At 50.5% G+C, this 16118-nt stretch carries 11 protein-coding genes; 8 read left to right on the forward strand and 3 right to left on the reverse strand.

What is annotated here, in order from left to right; genetic code table 11:
• Positions 1-11: 11 nt before the first annotated feature.
• Both FPE01S_RS25225 and FPE01S_RS22030 read right to left on the reverse strand, forming a co-directional pair.
• Positions 12-626, reverse strand: coding sequence for a DUF3667 domain-containing protein (locus FPE01S_RS25225; protein ID WP_169749210.1), 615 nt, complete (start codon positions 624-626; stop codon positions 12-14).
• Between the two features lie 136 nt (positions 627-762).
• Positions 763-4113 (reverse strand): methylmalonyl-CoA mutase family protein, encoded by a 3351-nt coding sequence (locus FPE01S_RS22030; protein ID WP_046371212.1) that lies wholly within the window; start codon positions 4111-4113, stop codon positions 763-765.
• Between the two features lie 130 nt (positions 4114-4243).
• On the opposite strand from FPE01S_RS22030, the gene FPE01S_RS22035 reads away from it, so the two are divergent.
• From FPE01S_RS22035 to FPE01S_RS22070, 8 genes are all read left to right on the forward strand, one after another.
• Positions 4244-5221 carry a DUF2157 domain-containing protein gene (locus FPE01S_RS22035; protein WP_046371213.1) on the forward strand — a complete coding sequence of 326 codons (978 nt, stop codon included), beginning with the start codon at positions 4244-4246 and terminating at the stop codon, positions 5219-5221.
• Positions 5218-6363, forward strand: a complete 1146-nt coding sequence (locus tag FPE01S_RS22040; protein WP_046371214.1) for a hypothetical protein — start codon at positions 5218-5220, stop codon at positions 6361-6363. Before FPE01S_RS22035 ends, FPE01S_RS22040 begins: the two co-directional genes overlap by 4 nt.
• A gap of 333 nt (positions 6364-6696) precedes the next feature.
• Positions 6697-7290 (forward strand): hypothetical protein, encoded by a 594-nt coding sequence (locus tag FPE01S_RS22045; RefSeq protein ID WP_046371215.1) that lies wholly within the window; start codon positions 6697-6699, stop codon positions 7288-7290.
• A 122-nt stretch (positions 7291-7412) separates the two neighbouring features.
• Positions 7413-8753, forward strand: a complete 1341-nt coding sequence (locus FPE01S_RS22050) for a vanadium-dependent haloperoxidase (RefSeq protein ID WP_046371322.1) — start codon at positions 7413-7415, stop codon at positions 8751-8753.
• Positions 8754-8776: 23 nt separating this feature from the next.
• Complete coding sequence (locus FPE01S_RS22055; protein WP_046371216.1) at positions 8777-9730, forward strand: hypothetical protein; 954 nt, start codon at positions 8777-8779, stop codon at positions 9728-9730.
• A 2-nt stretch (positions 9731-9732) separates the two neighbouring features.
• On the forward strand, positions 9733-11283 hold the full coding sequence (locus FPE01S_RS22060; RefSeq protein ID WP_046371217.1) for a phosphatase PAP2 family protein: 1551 nt from the start codon (positions 9733-9735) through the stop codon (positions 11281-11283).
• A 9-nt stretch (positions 11284-11292) separates the two neighbouring features.
• Complete coding sequence (locus FPE01S_RS22065; protein ID WP_217998256.1) at positions 11293-13494, forward strand: TonB-dependent receptor family protein; 2202 nt, start codon at positions 11293-11295, stop codon at positions 13492-13494.
• 18 nt (positions 13495-13512) lie between these two features.
• The gene (locus FPE01S_RS22070) at positions 13513-14079 is read left to right on the forward strand and encodes a hypothetical protein (RefSeq protein ID WP_046371218.1); all 567 of its coding nucleotides are present in this window, start codon (positions 13513-13515) and stop codon (positions 14077-14079) included.
• Here FPE01S_RS22070 and ispG read toward each other — a convergent pair whose 3' ends face one another.
• A complete protein-coding gene (gene ispG / locus FPE01S_RS22075; RefSeq protein ID WP_046371219.1) occupies positions 14080-16110 on the reverse strand; it encodes a (E)-4-hydroxy-3-methylbut-2-enyl-diphosphate synthase in 2031 nt (676 codons plus the stop codon).
• Positions 16111-16118 lie beyond the last annotated feature (8 nt).

Below are 16118 nucleotides of genomic sequence, written 5' to 3' on the forward strand. Positions count from 1 at the left end.
ATGCGCATATTTCATCGTTGCGCCAGCCAGTTAAGGATAAACATTTCCGCTGCCAGTGCAATGATCGCACATAACAGTCCTTTTACCACGCGCCATATGGTATGCCGGTGCCCGAAGACCCCGTTTATCGCCCACCCCATATACATGACCGACAAAGCCAGAAAGATGAATTTGAACGGAAGTAAAAAAGCAGTCCCCTGCAACAGCAGATCGATCGGCAGTCCAAGGATCATCAGCACATTCATCTGCCCACGGAGATAGGTATTTACCACGAGGTGTTCAGAGATATTATATTCAGACTTCCAGTAAAGAATCCTTGTAATGATCGCATATAACGGGATCGAAAGCAAAAGCCTTAATGAGAAATGACTGATACTGTTCGCCCATTTCTTCTGGTCGATATCGTGTGAACCGAAAACTCCCAGGTCCACCAGGAAACTTTGCCAATGAATTTTTGCCAGGATAAATGCACTGATACCTCCGGTTACCAGGATAAATGTAAATGGGTTGTACCATCCGACCCTTTTACCCGCCAGGAATGCGCGCAGTGAAGGGCCGGGATGTAAAGCAAGATCTTTAACTGTCTTAATGGCACCATGTTCTACATGATAGAAGCCATGCAGCAAATGTTCAATAAGGTGCTTAAAAGTGAATCGGTCGGTATGGATCGACTGTCCGCAATTTGAACAGTAATTACCTTCTACGGTTTGTTCACAGTTTTTACAATTCATAGGCGATCTCCAGGCTATATCGTCCAATATACTACATATTTCTGCGATACTGACCGCCCACTTCATACAGGGCATGCGTGATCTGGCCCAAAGAACAGTATTTGACTGTTTCCATTAATTCAGTGAAGATATTGCCGTTGGCCAGCGCTACTTCCCGCAGTCTTTTGAGTGCTTTGGCAGACCGCCCGTCATTGCAGCGATGGAATAATTTCAGGTTAAGGATTTGCTGCTCGCGTTCCTCCCGGCTGCTGCGGATCACCTCTGAAGGAATACTGGTGGGAGAACCATTTTTGTTCAGGAAGGTATTCACGCCAACGATCGGCAGCTCACCGGTATGTTTCAGCATTTCATAATGCAGGCTTTCCTCCTGGATCTTGTTGCGCTGGTACATGCGTTCCATGGCGCCCAGCACTCCACCCCTTTCATTGATCCTGTCAAACTCCGTCAGTACGGCTTCCTCCACCAGGTCGGTCAGTTCTTCAATAAGAAATGATCCCTGGATAAAATTTTCGGTGTTGGCCGTTCCGAGTTCCCGGTTGATGATCAACTGGATGGCCATTGCCCGCCGCACACTTTCTTCGGTAGGTGTAGTGATGGCCTCGTCGTAGGCATTGGTATGGAGGGAATTGCAGTTATCGTAAATCGCATAAAGCGCCTGGAGTGTAGTACGGATATCATTGAAATCAATCTCCTGTGCGTGAAGGGAACGTCCCGAAGTCTGGATATGGTACTTCAGTTTCTGGCTTCTCTCATTGCCCTTGTATTTCAGTTTGATTGCCTTGGCCCAGATTCTGCGGGCAACACGACCGATCACACTGTACTCGGGGTCCATACCATTGCTGAAAAAGAAACTGAGATTCGGAGCGAAATCATCGATGGCCATTCCCCGGCTGAGGAAGTATTCCACATAGGTAAACCCATTAGCAAGGGTGAATGCCAGCTGCGTGATCGGATTGGCACCGGCTTCGGCAATATGGTAACCACTGATGGAGATGCTGTAAAAATTCCGGACCTTATGCTGTATGAAATACTCCTGCACATCTCCCATCAGTTTCAAGGCGAATTCCGTGGAGAAAATGCAGGTGTTCTGCGCCTGGTCTTCTTTTAGAATATCTGCCTGTACGGTTCCCCGCACCTGTTCCAGCGCAGATTGCTTTAACTGATTGTAAATATCAATGGGGAGTACTTCATCACCCGTCAATCCCAGGAGGTTCAATCCAAGGCCATTATTGCCTTCCGGCAGCCTTTCGGGTGAGGCCGGGTTAAAATATACCGGCCGGGGAACTTGGCTGAATTTCTTATTGATGGCGACGTCGATTGATCGGGATTTATTTTCGGCCGTCAACCATTTTTCACAGGCCTGATCAATGGCAGCATTCATAAAGAACGCCAGCAAAATCGGCGCTGGTCCGTTGATGGTCATGCTGACTGATGTCATCGGATCGCAGAGATCAAAACCACTGTACAGTTTTTTGGCATCATCCAGGGTGGCAATGCTCACACCACTATTGCCTACTTTGCCAAAGATGTCCGGCCGCATGTCAGGATCTTCACCATACAGCGTCACGGAATCAAAAGCAGTGCTGAGCCTTTTTGCCGGCTGGTCAAGGGAAAGATAATGGAATCTCTTATTGGTACGCTCCGGACCACCTTCGCCGGCAAACATCCGCGTGGGATCCTCCCCCTGCCGCTTTAGAGCGAATACCCCGGCGGTATAGGGAAAAGCGCCAGGCACATTTTCCTGTAACTGCCAGCGGAGGATATCTCCCCAGTCATTGTATTTGGGCAGGATCACTTTCGGGATCCTGGTGCCACTCAGTGATCTTACGGTCATATCCTGGCGTATCGTTTTCTCCCGTACCCGGTATTCAAAAAAATCAGCTGCATACTGTTTTTTCAGGGACGGCCAGTTTTCAACTGCCTGCTGATTGTCTGCCGTGAGCTGCGCCCGGAATTTTGTTGCCAATGCTTCCAGGGCGCCTTTACTGACCGCGTCCGCATCAACAAGAATCCCTGCCGCCTGGTACCATCTGGTGGCAGCAGCAGCCTGTGAGGTAACCCATTCATCATATTGCCGGTTATTGTCAGCGATCTCCGACAAATAGCGGACCCGTTTGGGAGGGATCACCTGGCTTTGCGCGGTGGTGGCGTGAAGATGCCGGTGTACTTCGATGGCGCCGAAACTGGTGCCGGTCTTCTTTTCAACTACACCTACCAGTGCTTCAAACAGTTCATTGACACCGGGGTCATTAAACTGCGCGGCGATCGTACCGAATACCGGCACTTCAGTATCCGGCAGCGTAAAGCGCTGATGATTGCGCTTGTATTGCTTCCTGACATCATGCAGCGCGTCCAGCGCACCATTCTTGTCAAACTTGTTGATGGCGATCACGTCTGCAAAGTCAAGCATATTGATCTTCTCCAGTTGTGATGCAGCACCATACTCCGGCGTCATCACATACAGGCTGACATCACAATAGTCAAGTATGGATGCATCGCTTTGTCCCACGCCCGCTGACTCCAGCAATACAAAATCATAACCTGCCGCATTGCATACATCCAGGGCATCCTGCACATGCGCACTTAAAGCTGTGTTATCATCCCTTGTAGCCAGCGATCGCATATACGCCCGGGGAGAACTGATACTGTTCATCCGGATCCGGTCACCCAGCAATGCACCGCCGCCTTTCTTTTTCGTGGGGTCAACCGAAACGACAGCAATGGTCTTTTCCGGAAAATGGTGAAGAAACCGGCGAACCAGTTCGTCTGTTACGGAAGATTTACCGGCCCCGCCTGTTCCGGTAATGCCCAGCACTGGTGCGCGTTTTTCCTGCCGGTCAGCCTTCTGACCGTTCCCCTTTCCATTTTCCGCATTGGTAATGCTGCGGGCGATCAGGCGCACATCCTTCCATTCTTCCAGTTTCATGGGTTGCTGGAAGGGTTGCTGACCATTCAGGGCAAAATCGCAGGAGCGGATTACTTCTTCGATCATCCCTTCGAGCCCGAGTTTCCTTCCGTCATCCGGTGAATAGATCCGCGTGATGCCATACTGGTGCAGTTCCCTGATCTCTTCCGGCAGAATGGTTCCGCCGCCACCGCCAAAAATTTTGATATGCCCGCATCCGTTCTGATCCAGCAGGTCCTTCATGTATTTGAAGAATTCGACATGACCGCCCTGGTAGCTGGTAATGGCAATACCCTGCACGTCTTCTTCAATCGCAGCTTCCACAATCTCAAGTACGGAACGATTGTGGCCCAGGTGGATGATCTCGGCGCCTTTGGCCTGGAGGATCCGTCTCATGATATTGATAGCGGCATCATGACCGTCAAATAGGGAGGCAGCGGTTACGATCCTGATCTTATGTTGTGGCTGATAATGCATATTCCATTCGGTTGGCGCCAAAGGTACAAACGCCCGGCGACAATGCGAACAGTTGTTAGTTTCATTCCGGATCCCGAAAACCATTCCGGGTAGCCCGGAAATATTTATATTTCTAAGACAAAACCATCACATGGCCCTATCCGTTTTTGAAAGACTTATGGAAGAGGGACTGATCAGCGCCGGCAGCCTTGAAAAAATCAGGGAAAAAGAAAAGCCCGGTCCCACCAGTCTGCATTGGGAGTGGCGAAGCCTGTTGTACCTCGGGATAATATTGTTCCTTACCGGAACCGGTATTATCATTTACACCCACCTGCAACAGTTTGGCTATTTTGTGATTATCGGGACACTGATTTTGCTGATATCACTGAGTTATACCTACTGTTTCTTCGTGAAACCGCCGTTCTCATGGTCAGCGATGGCCTCCCCGAATATCTGGTATGATTACAGCTTGCTGGCCGGCGGCAGTCTGCTTGTATTGCTGGCAGCCTATCTCCAGTCGCAATTCAATTTTTTCGGCAGTTCCTGGAACCTTGATCTATTTGTGCCAATGGTGATGCTGTTTTTCACGGCATATTACTATGACCACCGCGGTATCCTCGGCATGGCCATACTGAGCCTGGCTGCCTGGCTGGGTATCACTATCAACAACGCTACGGCATTCGGGTTAAACCTGCTGAATGAGCCGGATGTGATCCGCACCTTATTCTTGCTGGGCTGCGGGCTGATCGCATTGTCTGTTGTGATCGGCCAAAACCGATTCAAACCACATTTCCAGGAGATCTTCCACCAGTTCGGAATCCATTTTGCGGGAGTAGCCGCAGTTGCCGGAGTGATCAATGAAAGCAAATATTACCTTATCTGGCTGGCGATCCTGCTGGTGCTGGCTATGTACCTGATGCGAACAGCTTTCCGTAAGAAATCAACTTATTACCTGGTCGCTGCGTGCCTTTATCCTTATGCCGGCCTCACCTATATTTTTATGGAAAACTGGACGAAATCGCTCCACGGCGAACCACGTATTTATGCTAACCTGGGTTATGCCGTAATATCCGGCCTGATCCTGATCGGGGTAATCTATCGGCTCAACAAAAAAATCACCCAATCATGATCGCGTACCCTAAGGAAGGATTGAATATTCGTGCGCTGCGGGAACTGGCTGAAGCCGCCCATGATCAGCATTCGATCACGGAAGAAGAATGGACTGCCATAAACAAAGCTTACCCCGATCCGTTTTTTTCGCCGCGGCTATTTGGCCGGATCGGATTTGGGATACTGACCCTTTTTGTGTCAGCTGCACTTGCCGGGATTTTGCTGATGCTGGTAGACTTCGATGCCGCCGGTGAGATTTTCCTGTTCATGGCTTTGCTTTCTTTCGCAGCGCTTACCTGGTTTGTGAAGAACAAATCACATTTTCATTCGGGCATTGATGATATGCTTTTGCATACCGGGATAATTTATGCAGCCTCGGGTGCAGCGATCCTGGCCGACGAACACGTTTCATCTGTCGGCATTATCAGTCCATTCTCCATTATTGCAGGCGGCTTGTACCTGGTTGCTGCATTTGTCTTTTTGAACAGGATTGCTGCCTTGCTGGTTCCGTTGACCGCTTCAATACTCATTATTGAGTTATTTCCGGCCTACCAAAATGGAATGCTGTCTGAATGGATCATTGCAGCAATTATGTTGGTATTGATCTGGCTGGCCAGAAAAGTGCAAAAGGCACCCTCCCCCAATTATAAGGCTGAAGCTGGTTTCTGGTTGGAAATGGCAGCGGCTATCGGCTTGTATTGCGCCTTCAACAGCCAGGTGGTAAAAGATCTTTCGGGTTCAGCCTATCGCACCATCGGATGGTTCATTTTTAGCTGGGCGTGGACGATCGCAATACCAATACTCTATCTGATTTACGGATTTACCACTCAACGGATTGCCTATATCAGGCTGGGATTACTGGGTTGTTGCGCAATCGCGTTGACGATACAGCTGGTCGTTCACCCGGTTTCCGATGAAACGATGATGGTGATTTTTGGAATTGTCTGCATCATTACAGCGGCCTTTCTCATTTTTTATTACAAAAAGGGTAATAGCAGCCGGTATAGTTTCGACCCCGGGACGTCCAGACACCTCCCTGATCCTGGTTTACTGGCAGCTTTCGCCATCCATGCCGCGCATCAGCCCACAACAACCTCCCCCCAGAATACTGAGTTCGGCGGGGGCGACTTCGGCGGTGGTGGGGCAGGAGGGGATTATTGAGTTTATGGGTTTAAAAGTTTAATAGTTTAGTTGTTGAGCTGAACACGGTACAGGTTTCGTAGTGGCAAGGTGAAGTCCTCCCTTTGAACTACCTTCCTACTACCTTCCTAGTACCTTCCTACTACCTTCCTACTAAGAATAAACAGGACTCCTTCCCGTGTAAAATCGGCATTCACATCCCAAAACGCTTACTCCGCATCCAAAAACAGAGGAGCCCACATCCAAACTTTTCATCCGGAAATTGGTTCGCAACGGGGGTAAAAATCAAATCTCAGCGCGGTAATTAAAAAAGAACCCAGGCATGGCCGGATCAAAAAATTGAACAAAAGGTAAATGATATTGATTTTTTATTACTTTACACAGGTGAAGAAACTGGCTGCCATACTGCTGTGTGCTGTACTCCTGTTTAACTGGGTCGGTTACCGGTTTTTCTTCAACTACGTGGAATCCAGTACCAGCCAGCGTCTCAATACCCAGCTCGATGAAGACATCTACAATGAAAGCGAGCTGATAACCATTAAAATTCCGGTTCAGGGCCTTCCCTACTATACCAACTCCCCCGTTTTCGACCGGGTGAAAGGAAGTATTACCATCGGAGGGCTGAACTATCAATATGTTGAAAAAAGGATCTACAACGACTCCGTTGAAATGCGGTGTATTCCGAATGCGCAGGCAACCCATATCAGTAATGCCCGCGATGCCTTTTTCCAGATGGTTGCCGATCTGCAGCAGACCAACTCCTCCGGTAAACATGCGCCGGTCAAACCAACCATCAGCCTCAAGACATTTTTACCTGATTGCGTCGTAATGGAAACACGGTATCTCTTTGAACCGTCCTATTTCCAGATTCAAAAGCATTATCCGGATTATTCCGATCATCTACCTGTGAGCTTTCTGAGCAGTCCAGAACACCCCCCTACTGCCTGATTTCTCGTGATGTAATACGTTTATAAAAAAGTGTATGTGCCATCCCGGGAATGCGGCTCAGGTTGCATTCCCGGGTAACGCACATGCATCGTGTTTACCAGAATCCCCGTTCTCTTTTCCAGATGAAAAATTTACTGTTTAAGGCTGGCCTGTCAGGCCTGGCAATCGCTATTTCCTTTTGTTCGTGCGCCCCGGCAACAGATTACAAAAAGACCCTGAATGATCCGCTGCTCTTCTGCAAGACCGTAAAGAAATTAAACAACGTTGTTCTCGAGAACAACTTCCCTCCCATGATCGCCACCAGGAATTACACCTATGCCACCATTGCGGCATATGAGGTAATCGCAGCGGGCGATCCACAGCATTATCAGTCACTGGCCGGACAGGTCAAGGCGCTGAAACCGCTGCCTGTACCTGCTGATACCAGCAAAATCAATTTTCCCCTGGCCGCCATGCTTGCCTTCACCAAGGTCGGCAATGCGGTTACCTTCCCCGAAGGAAGCCTGATGGGCTATTACGAAAGCCTTGTCAACATGGCCGACAGCCTGGGTATGCCTGAAGACATACTGACTGGCACCAAAGCCTTTTCTGACACGATCGTATCCTCTATCATGGCCTGGGCCAAAGGTGATAATTATGCGCAGACCCGTTCTGCCTCCCGATATACCGTAACCAATGATCCGGGCCGCTGGATTCCCACGCCGCCCATGTATGCACAGGCCGTCGAACCACACTGGATGGAAATCCGCACCATGGTACTGGATAGTGCCAGCCAGTTCCGGCCTGCTCCGCCACCCCCATTCACCCCGAAAGACACCAACAGCACTTTCTATAAAGCACTGAAGGAAGTGGAGATCATTGGCAACAGCCTGACCGACGAACAAAAACATATCGCCGATTTCTGGGATGACAATCCGTTCAAACTGAACGTAAGCGGGCATGTTATGTTTGCCACTAAAAAATTCTCCCCGGCCGGGCACTGGATGAATATTGTAGGCATTGCCGCAAAAACTTCCGGCGCTGATTTCAATACCACAGTTACCGGCTATGCGAAAACAGCTATCGCCCTCTATGATGCTTTTATCAGCTGCTGGGAAGGCAAATACGTTTACAATTTTGTGCGGCCTGAAACGGTGATCAATGCCAACCTGGACGCCGACTGGAGGCCATATATCCAGACACCGCCATTCCCTTCATCCGCCAGTGGCCATGCCACTGTTTCCGCTGCTGCTGCCGAAACCATGACCAGCATCTTTGGAGACAACCTGAAATTCACTGATACCTCACTGCTCGAATTCGGGATCGCCAACCGGCAGATCGCCTCTTTCCGGATGGCAGCAGCCGAAGCAGCCATGTCGCGGCTGTACGGAGGGATCCATTACCGATTTGACAATGATCTCGGTGCCGCTTCCGGCAAAAAAACCGGTGAACTTGTCGTTAGCAAGTTGAAAATGAAAAAATAAACCAACCATTAACTGCAACTAAAATGAAGAAAAGGACAATGCTCAAAACCATCGTGATGGCTGCGGGCAGCATGATGCTGATCGGAAGTGCTGCCGCACAAACGGAGCAGGACGCGATCATGATGAACAAAAACCAGCTTTGCGGCGGGTTTATGTACAACCACGGCTCCTGGAAAGACTATTGGGAAGGCACTCTCAAACGAGAAAACCTTAACCTGGGAACCGTTACTGCTCAATCCATGATGTTCATGGCCAACTACGGGATCACCGATAACCTGAACATTATGGCCGGTGCACCCTATGTATGGACACACGCTTCTGCCGGTACCCTGCACGGCATGAAAGGCATCCAGGACGTTTCTGTAACACTAAAATGGCGCGCGCTGAATTTCAAATTCGCCAACAACGATAAACTTGCTGTTTATGCTATGGGCGGAATTTCCACGCCGCTTGACAACTATGTCATAGACTTCCTGCCCCTGTCTATCGGCCTCGGCAGTACCAACCTGACCGGAAGGGTAATGGTTGATTACCTGCACAACCGGTTTTTCGCAACAGCCTGGGGAAGCTACATCTTCCGAAGCAACGTAAAGATCGACCGCGACGCATACTACGACGAAGAACTGCATAATTCCAATGAAGTAAAAATGCCCGATCAGGTCAATCTCCAGCTGCGCACCGGGTACCGGGGCCGTTACCTGATCGCTGAAGCGCTCCTCACCCAGCTATGCACCCTCGGAGGCTTTGATATCACCAGGAATAACATGCCATTCCCCAGCAACCAGATGAACAGTACGGTAGCGGGAATCAACTTCAAGTATACCCTGAAGCAGCTGACCAACATCAGCCTTCTTGCCGGAGCCAACTATACCATTCATGGGCGAAACGTCGGACAAACCACAGCCTTTAACGGCGGTGTGTTTTATGCTTTCTACACAAAAAAATCCAGTCGTAAACCCACCAACAATCTGCAATGAGTATGAAACGTAATAATATTTTCGCAGGCGCCTGCCTGGTGCTGATAGCCGCAGGGATCTTTGCCTGTAATAAAGACATCAATGACCGCACTGCTGACCTTCCTGCACTTCAACCCGCCAGTGCGGATGAAGATGCTGGTACCTGGAAACCCATCCTGCTCACCAGTGCAGATGAATTTACCGTAGCAGCGCCGATACCGACCAATGCCCCCGACTATGTTGCCCAGATCAATGAGATCAAAGCCACGCAGGCGAACCTTTCCGATGAGGAAAAGGAAATTGTGAAGTACTGGAGCGCGGGTGGCGTGCTGAGATGGAATGAGATCCTGAGAGAACTGGTGGCAAAACATAACCTACCTCCCTATCAGAATGATGATGGCACTTATCCCATACCAAGTGCCGCCAATCCGCTGGCTTATCCTTTGTTCCCTTTCGCCAACCCGCCTTATGCGTCAAGAGCATATGCTTATGTGAGTGCCGCACAATATGATGCCCTCGTAGCTGCTTACCACTACAAGGCTTTGTACAACCGGAAATCGCCCTATAACGTGGACAGCTCCGTGCAGGTGCTGATCCCCCGCAATACCCTTCCTTCCTATCCTTCAGAGGATGCTGTTATTGCCGGAGCCGCCGTGGAAATGCTGAAGCTGTTGTTCCCGGGAGATCAGGACTATATCCAGATGAAAGCTGAACAACACAAGCGTTCCCGCATCGTAGCCGGAGCAAATGTGCGCAGTGATATCGATGCCGGTGAAGCACTTGGCCGCGCAGTTGCCCAGAAATTTGTAGCCCGTGCCAGAACAGACCGGGCAGGTGCTGCCGTAGGTAACCCGGAAATGTGGAAGAAACTTGAAGATGATTGTATCGCCCGGGGCGAAGAACCCTGGTACAGCCTGGAAACACCCCGCCGCCCACCCATGTTACCCGCTTTCGGAAAAGTAAAGGGATTCCTTTGTGATTCGCTGACCGTGATTGCTTTCAGGGCTGATCCACCGCCTTCCGTAACCAGTGGTAAGATGAAAGAAGAAACCCAGGAAGTGTATGATTTTATTGCCAACCCAACCCGTGAAAGAACGAAGATCGTTCACTACTGGGCTGATGGCGTGGGTACTTCAACCCCGCCCGGTCACTGGGATGCGATCGCTGCCGAAGATTTTATCGGGAAGAACTATAGCGAAGTTCGCTGGGCGCGCAACTTTGCGTTGCTCAACATGTCGCTGATGGACGCGGCCATCTGTTGCTGGGATACCAAAAATTTCTATTTCAATCCCCGCCCGAGCCAGCTTAACCCGGCGATTAAAACACTTACCGGAGTTCCCAATTTCCCCTCCTATATATCCGGCCACTCCACCTTTAGTGGCGCTGCAGCGACGATCCTCTCGCACCTCGTTCCTGAACGTGCAGCCGCATATGAAGAGATGGCCAATGAGGCTTCCCTTAGCCGCATGTATGGTGGCATTCACTATCGCAGCGATTGTTCCGCCGGCCTGTCTGTTGGCAGAAAAGTGGGCAATATGGCTGTAGACCGCGCTAAGACCGATGGTGCGGATTAATGAGGCGTAATGAACAAAAATACCCTGATGACGCTGTTCGCTGTCGCCTGCAGGTTTACCGCCCTGCAGGCACAGTCACAGCAAAGGGACACTGCAGCCCCTTCTGTAAAAGTGCTCGACAGTGTACTGATCACCTCCTTCCTGCAGCAGGGAATCCCTGCAAAACTTGCGGAAACCCGGGGCACTTATATTTTCTCGGGACAAAAAACGGAGTCCATCAGCCTGAATGAAACACCTGCGGATATCACCAATAAGGTGGGCAGGCAATTGTTTGCCAAAATTCCCGGCATGTTCGTCTATGATATGGACGGGGCGGGAAACCAGGTAAATATCGCGGTTCGCGGCCTGGATCCTCACCGCGGCTGGGAGTTCAACATCCGCCGCGACGGCATCATCACCAACAGCGATATGTATGGTTATCCGGCCAGCCATTTCAGCATGCCGATGGAAAGTATTGAAAGGATCGAACTGGTGAGAGGCACCGGATCCTTACAGTATGGTGCACAATTTGGCGGGATGCTGAACTACATTTCCAAAGAAGGCGACACCACCCGGCCGATCAGCTTTGAAAGCATCAACAGCACAGGCTCCTGGCAATTGCTCAGTACCTTCAATGCCATTGGGGGTAAGGTGGGAAAGTTCCGGTACTATGCGTGGTTCCAGAGAAAATCGCGGAATGGTTACCGTGACAATGAGCAAACGAACAGTGCGGCAGAAGGTGTGTCCGTCACCTGGTCACCGAATGAAAAGGTACAGGTCAAACTCGACTGGTCAAGATCCGAATACCTGTACCGCATGGCCGGACAGCTCACCGACAGCCAGTTCTATGCCAACCCGAAACAGGCCAGCAGAACCAGGAATTATTTTAATCCTGATATTCACGTTCCATCATTTAGCGCCAACTGGCAACCCACCGCATCAACGCGTATACAACTAACTGGTTCTGCTGTACTCGGCCGGCGGAACAGCGTGCTGTTCGACAAGCCTGCGAATGTGAAGGATACCATCAACCTGCTTACCAATCAATACAACAATCGCCAGGTCGATATCGACCGGTTCAATTCCTACTCGCTTGAAGCGCGTGTGCTGCAGGAATACCGGCTGGGCCACCAGACCAGCGTTCTTTCGGGAGGTGTACAATACATGAACAATGACCTTCACCGTAAGCAACTGGGCGTGGGAACCACGGGCACGGACTATGATCTCTCCCTGGTGGTACCGGGGTGGGGGCGGGACCTGCATTTCAGAACCAAAAACATTGCCCTGTTTGCTGAGAACCGGTTTCAGTTGTCATCCGGCCTCTCCGTAAATCTCGGTGCGCGATGGGAGCATGGAAGAACGGATATGTCCGGCACCATCGTTTATTATCCTGAAAATGCTATTCCGGTTTCAATACTTCATGAATACCCGTTGCTGGGTGCACATTTCTCCTGGAAACCATCTGCCGGCAGCGATGTGTACGGAGGAATCAGCCAGGCCTATCGTCCGATGCTGTTCAAAGACCTTATTCCGGCCTCCACTTATGAAAAAGTTGATCCCGATATCAAAGACTCCCGTGGATTCAATGCAGAGCTGGGATGGCGCGGCAACAGCCAGCAGTGGCACTGGAATGTGACAGCGTTCCTGCTCGAATACAAAGACCGCTTCGGCACCCTTATTGAAACAGATACTACAGGAACGCTCTATACGTATCGCACCAATATCGGCGACTCGCGCAATATCGGGCTGGAGATCTACCTGCAAAAAGACTGGCGGATCAATAACCATATGGCGGTATCTCTTTTCACCTCCACTTCATTCCTGCAGGCCCGTTATACCAGCGGCGATGTAAAGTCGGGCGCTGCCAATGTGAACGTGAAAGGCAACCGGGTGGAATCAGCACCGGACGTGATTGCCAGAAGCGGCGTAAACCTCCGCCTCCACCGGTTCAGTTTTTCGGGCACATGGCATTATACGGCAAAGTCTTATGCCGACGCACTCAACACGGAAGTACCGCCCCCGGCAACCGGGGCAGTAGGCCTTGTACCGGCATACCAGCTGATCGATCTGACCACAGGTTATCGTTTCAGCAGGAACCTGTCCGTCAGGATGCAGCTCAACAATGTGGCCAACCACCAGTATTTTACCAAGCGGCCCGGTTTTTATCCAGGACCGGGCATCTGGCCTTCCGATGGCAGAAACTGGAGCCTTACCCTCGATATCCAATTGTAAGGGTAATATCTTCGCTGGATGAAACAACTCCTTCTTCCGGTCTGTGTTGGTCTGCTGTCTTTGCTGATGCAGGAGCCAAAACAGGCCGGATTTATTTTGCCTCACCAACAGAACAATTTCGAAATACGGGATTCATTTCCGGCGGGATGGGCGGGAATATGGAAAGGAAATATGAGCTGGTTCCAGGGAAAAACCAGGCAGCAAACGGTGCCCATGCAATTGCAGATAAAAGCCCTGGACAGCGTTGACATGTATTTATGGGGGATGACTTATGGATCAGACAAAAAAGACAACAGGGCATATACCCTCAAACCCTTCGACAAAAGCCGTGGTCACTGGCTAATCGATGAGCATAACAGTATTGTACTGGATCTCTTCCAGATCGGCCCGAAAGTCACCGGCAGCTTTACGGTTGACGGCAACACTATCGTAAACAGCTATACACTCCAGGGAGACAGTCTCGTAATAGAGTTTTACAATATCCAGGAACGTCCGATAGCAATCACAGGAGGAAAGGATTCAACCATTCCAAAGATTAAGTCCTATGGCATGCGCAGTTACCAGGTCGCGGTACTGCGCCGTTGACTATACTGCGTCAATCCAGGCATCGTTTTCCTTCAGCAGGCTGATGAGTTCTTCCACTGCCACCGCACTGTTCACATTCCGCTTCACCACTTCCTTTCCCTTGTAAAGGGTAATCTTGCCCGGCCCTGAGCCGACATAACCAAAGTCAGCATCAGCCATCTCTCCCGGTCCATTGACGATACACCCCATGATGGCAATCTTGACACCTTTCAGATGATGGGTAACAGATCGGATCCTGGCGGTCGTTTCCTGAAGGTCAAATAATGTTCTTCCGCAACTCGGGCAGGAAATGTATTCAGTTTTCGAGATCCGCGTACGCGTTGCCTGGAGAATGGAAAAAGCGGTATTGTTCGTGAAAGCAGCAAGGCTGGTAACGGGCAGATAGGTGCGTCCGGTTACCTGAACATTATCGAGGGGCTGGCTTGCCGTGTAACCGAGGCAGATGCCATCACCCATTCCGTCGAGGAAAAGTCCCCCGGTTTCTGTAGCAAAATGAATCAGGTGCTCGTCCGGTGTTTGCCAGTAGCTGTCTGTGATCAGTACCACAGGATTGCGGATTCCCCTTTCTGCGAGGCTGATGAACAGGCGGCGCACAGATTGAAGCGCGTTCTTATTGGTACTGCTCAGGCAGATCACTACTGAAGGATCACTGGCCACCTGGCCGAGCCATGTTTCCGGAAGCGTAGCGCCATCGGAATAAGCATCTATCATTACAAAGTTCATGACGGCGCTTTTCTTTTCTGCTGTAGCAAACCCGCTATCCTGGTAAATGGGAAAATGAGTTTGCTGTCCGCTTTCCGGCAGCAGTTGCCAGGAACCGGGATAACAGATCACGCGCAATGTTCCCGGTAAGGGAAATGAAATCGTCTGGTGGCCGGTAAAAATATAGTCCGCAGCTGCATCAGCAATATGCCACTTGTCGTTCGCTTCATCATACCGGTAACCCACAGCCGAAAGATCGGCTGGCGTTATCTGCTCAACCCTGCTCAGGTCAGCGATCACCACCGGAACGTGGCCGGCACCGATATTCTGCACAGCAAATGATTCCCTGCGCTGGTAAGACATTGGCGAATACGGAAGTCCGTTTTCGGGAAGGGCGGGCAACACCGCATCAACGACGGGCCTGTTTGAGTCAGGTAAGACAATCTGGCTGCCATAACGCTTCACCAGGTCACGGCAAACCGGAAGTTCGAATTCAGGATCTTCCGTCAGGGAAACCCTGATAGTATCACCGATGCCATCTTCCAGCAGGCTGCCGATTCCTACAGCAGATTTGATCCTTCCGTCTTCCGCATCACCTGCTTCCGTTACGCCCAGGTGCAATGGATAACATTCGCCGAATTCCTCCTGCATGGTCGCTACCAGCATCCGGTAAGCCTGAACCATCACCTGGGGATTGGAAGATTTCATGCTCAGCACGATCTGGTGGTACCGTTCATCGCGGCATATGCGCAAAAATTCCATCGCGCTTTCCACCATTCCTATTGGCGTATCGCCATAACGGCTCATGATGCGGTCACTCAGTGAGCCATGATTGGTGCCGATGCGCATGGCCGTTCCATATTCTTTGCAGATCCTGACAAGCGGCGTAAAGCGGTCACGTATGCGTTCAATTTCTTCTGCATACTCCGCATCCGTATAATCGATCTGTTCAAACTTTTTCTTGTCGACATAGTTGCCCGGATTGACCCTGACCTTCTCTACAATGCGGGCTGCAATCTCGGCAGCATTGGGGGTAAAATGAATATCGGCAACCAGTGGTGTTTTGTAACCACGGGCATGAAGCGCATTGCGGATCTGCAGGAGGTTTTCCGCCTCCAGTTTACTGGGAGCAGTGATCCTGACCAGCTCCGCTCCTGCTTCAATACAACGGATCGACTGCAGCACGGTGGCTTCCGTATCCATCGTATCAGTGGTGGTCATGGTTTGAATACGGATTGGCAGGCCATTTCCAAGACTTAAATCACCTATACGTACTTCCCGTGTGATCAATCTTTTATATTGTGTCAGCGATGCGCTGTACAATTCCATAAAGCAAA

The organism is Flavihumibacter petaseus NBRC 106054 (assembly GCF_000974785.1).
In the GTDB taxonomy this organism is placed as follows: Bacteria; Bacteroidota; Bacteroidia; order Chitinophagales; family Chitinophagaceae; genus Flavihumibacter; species Flavihumibacter petaseus.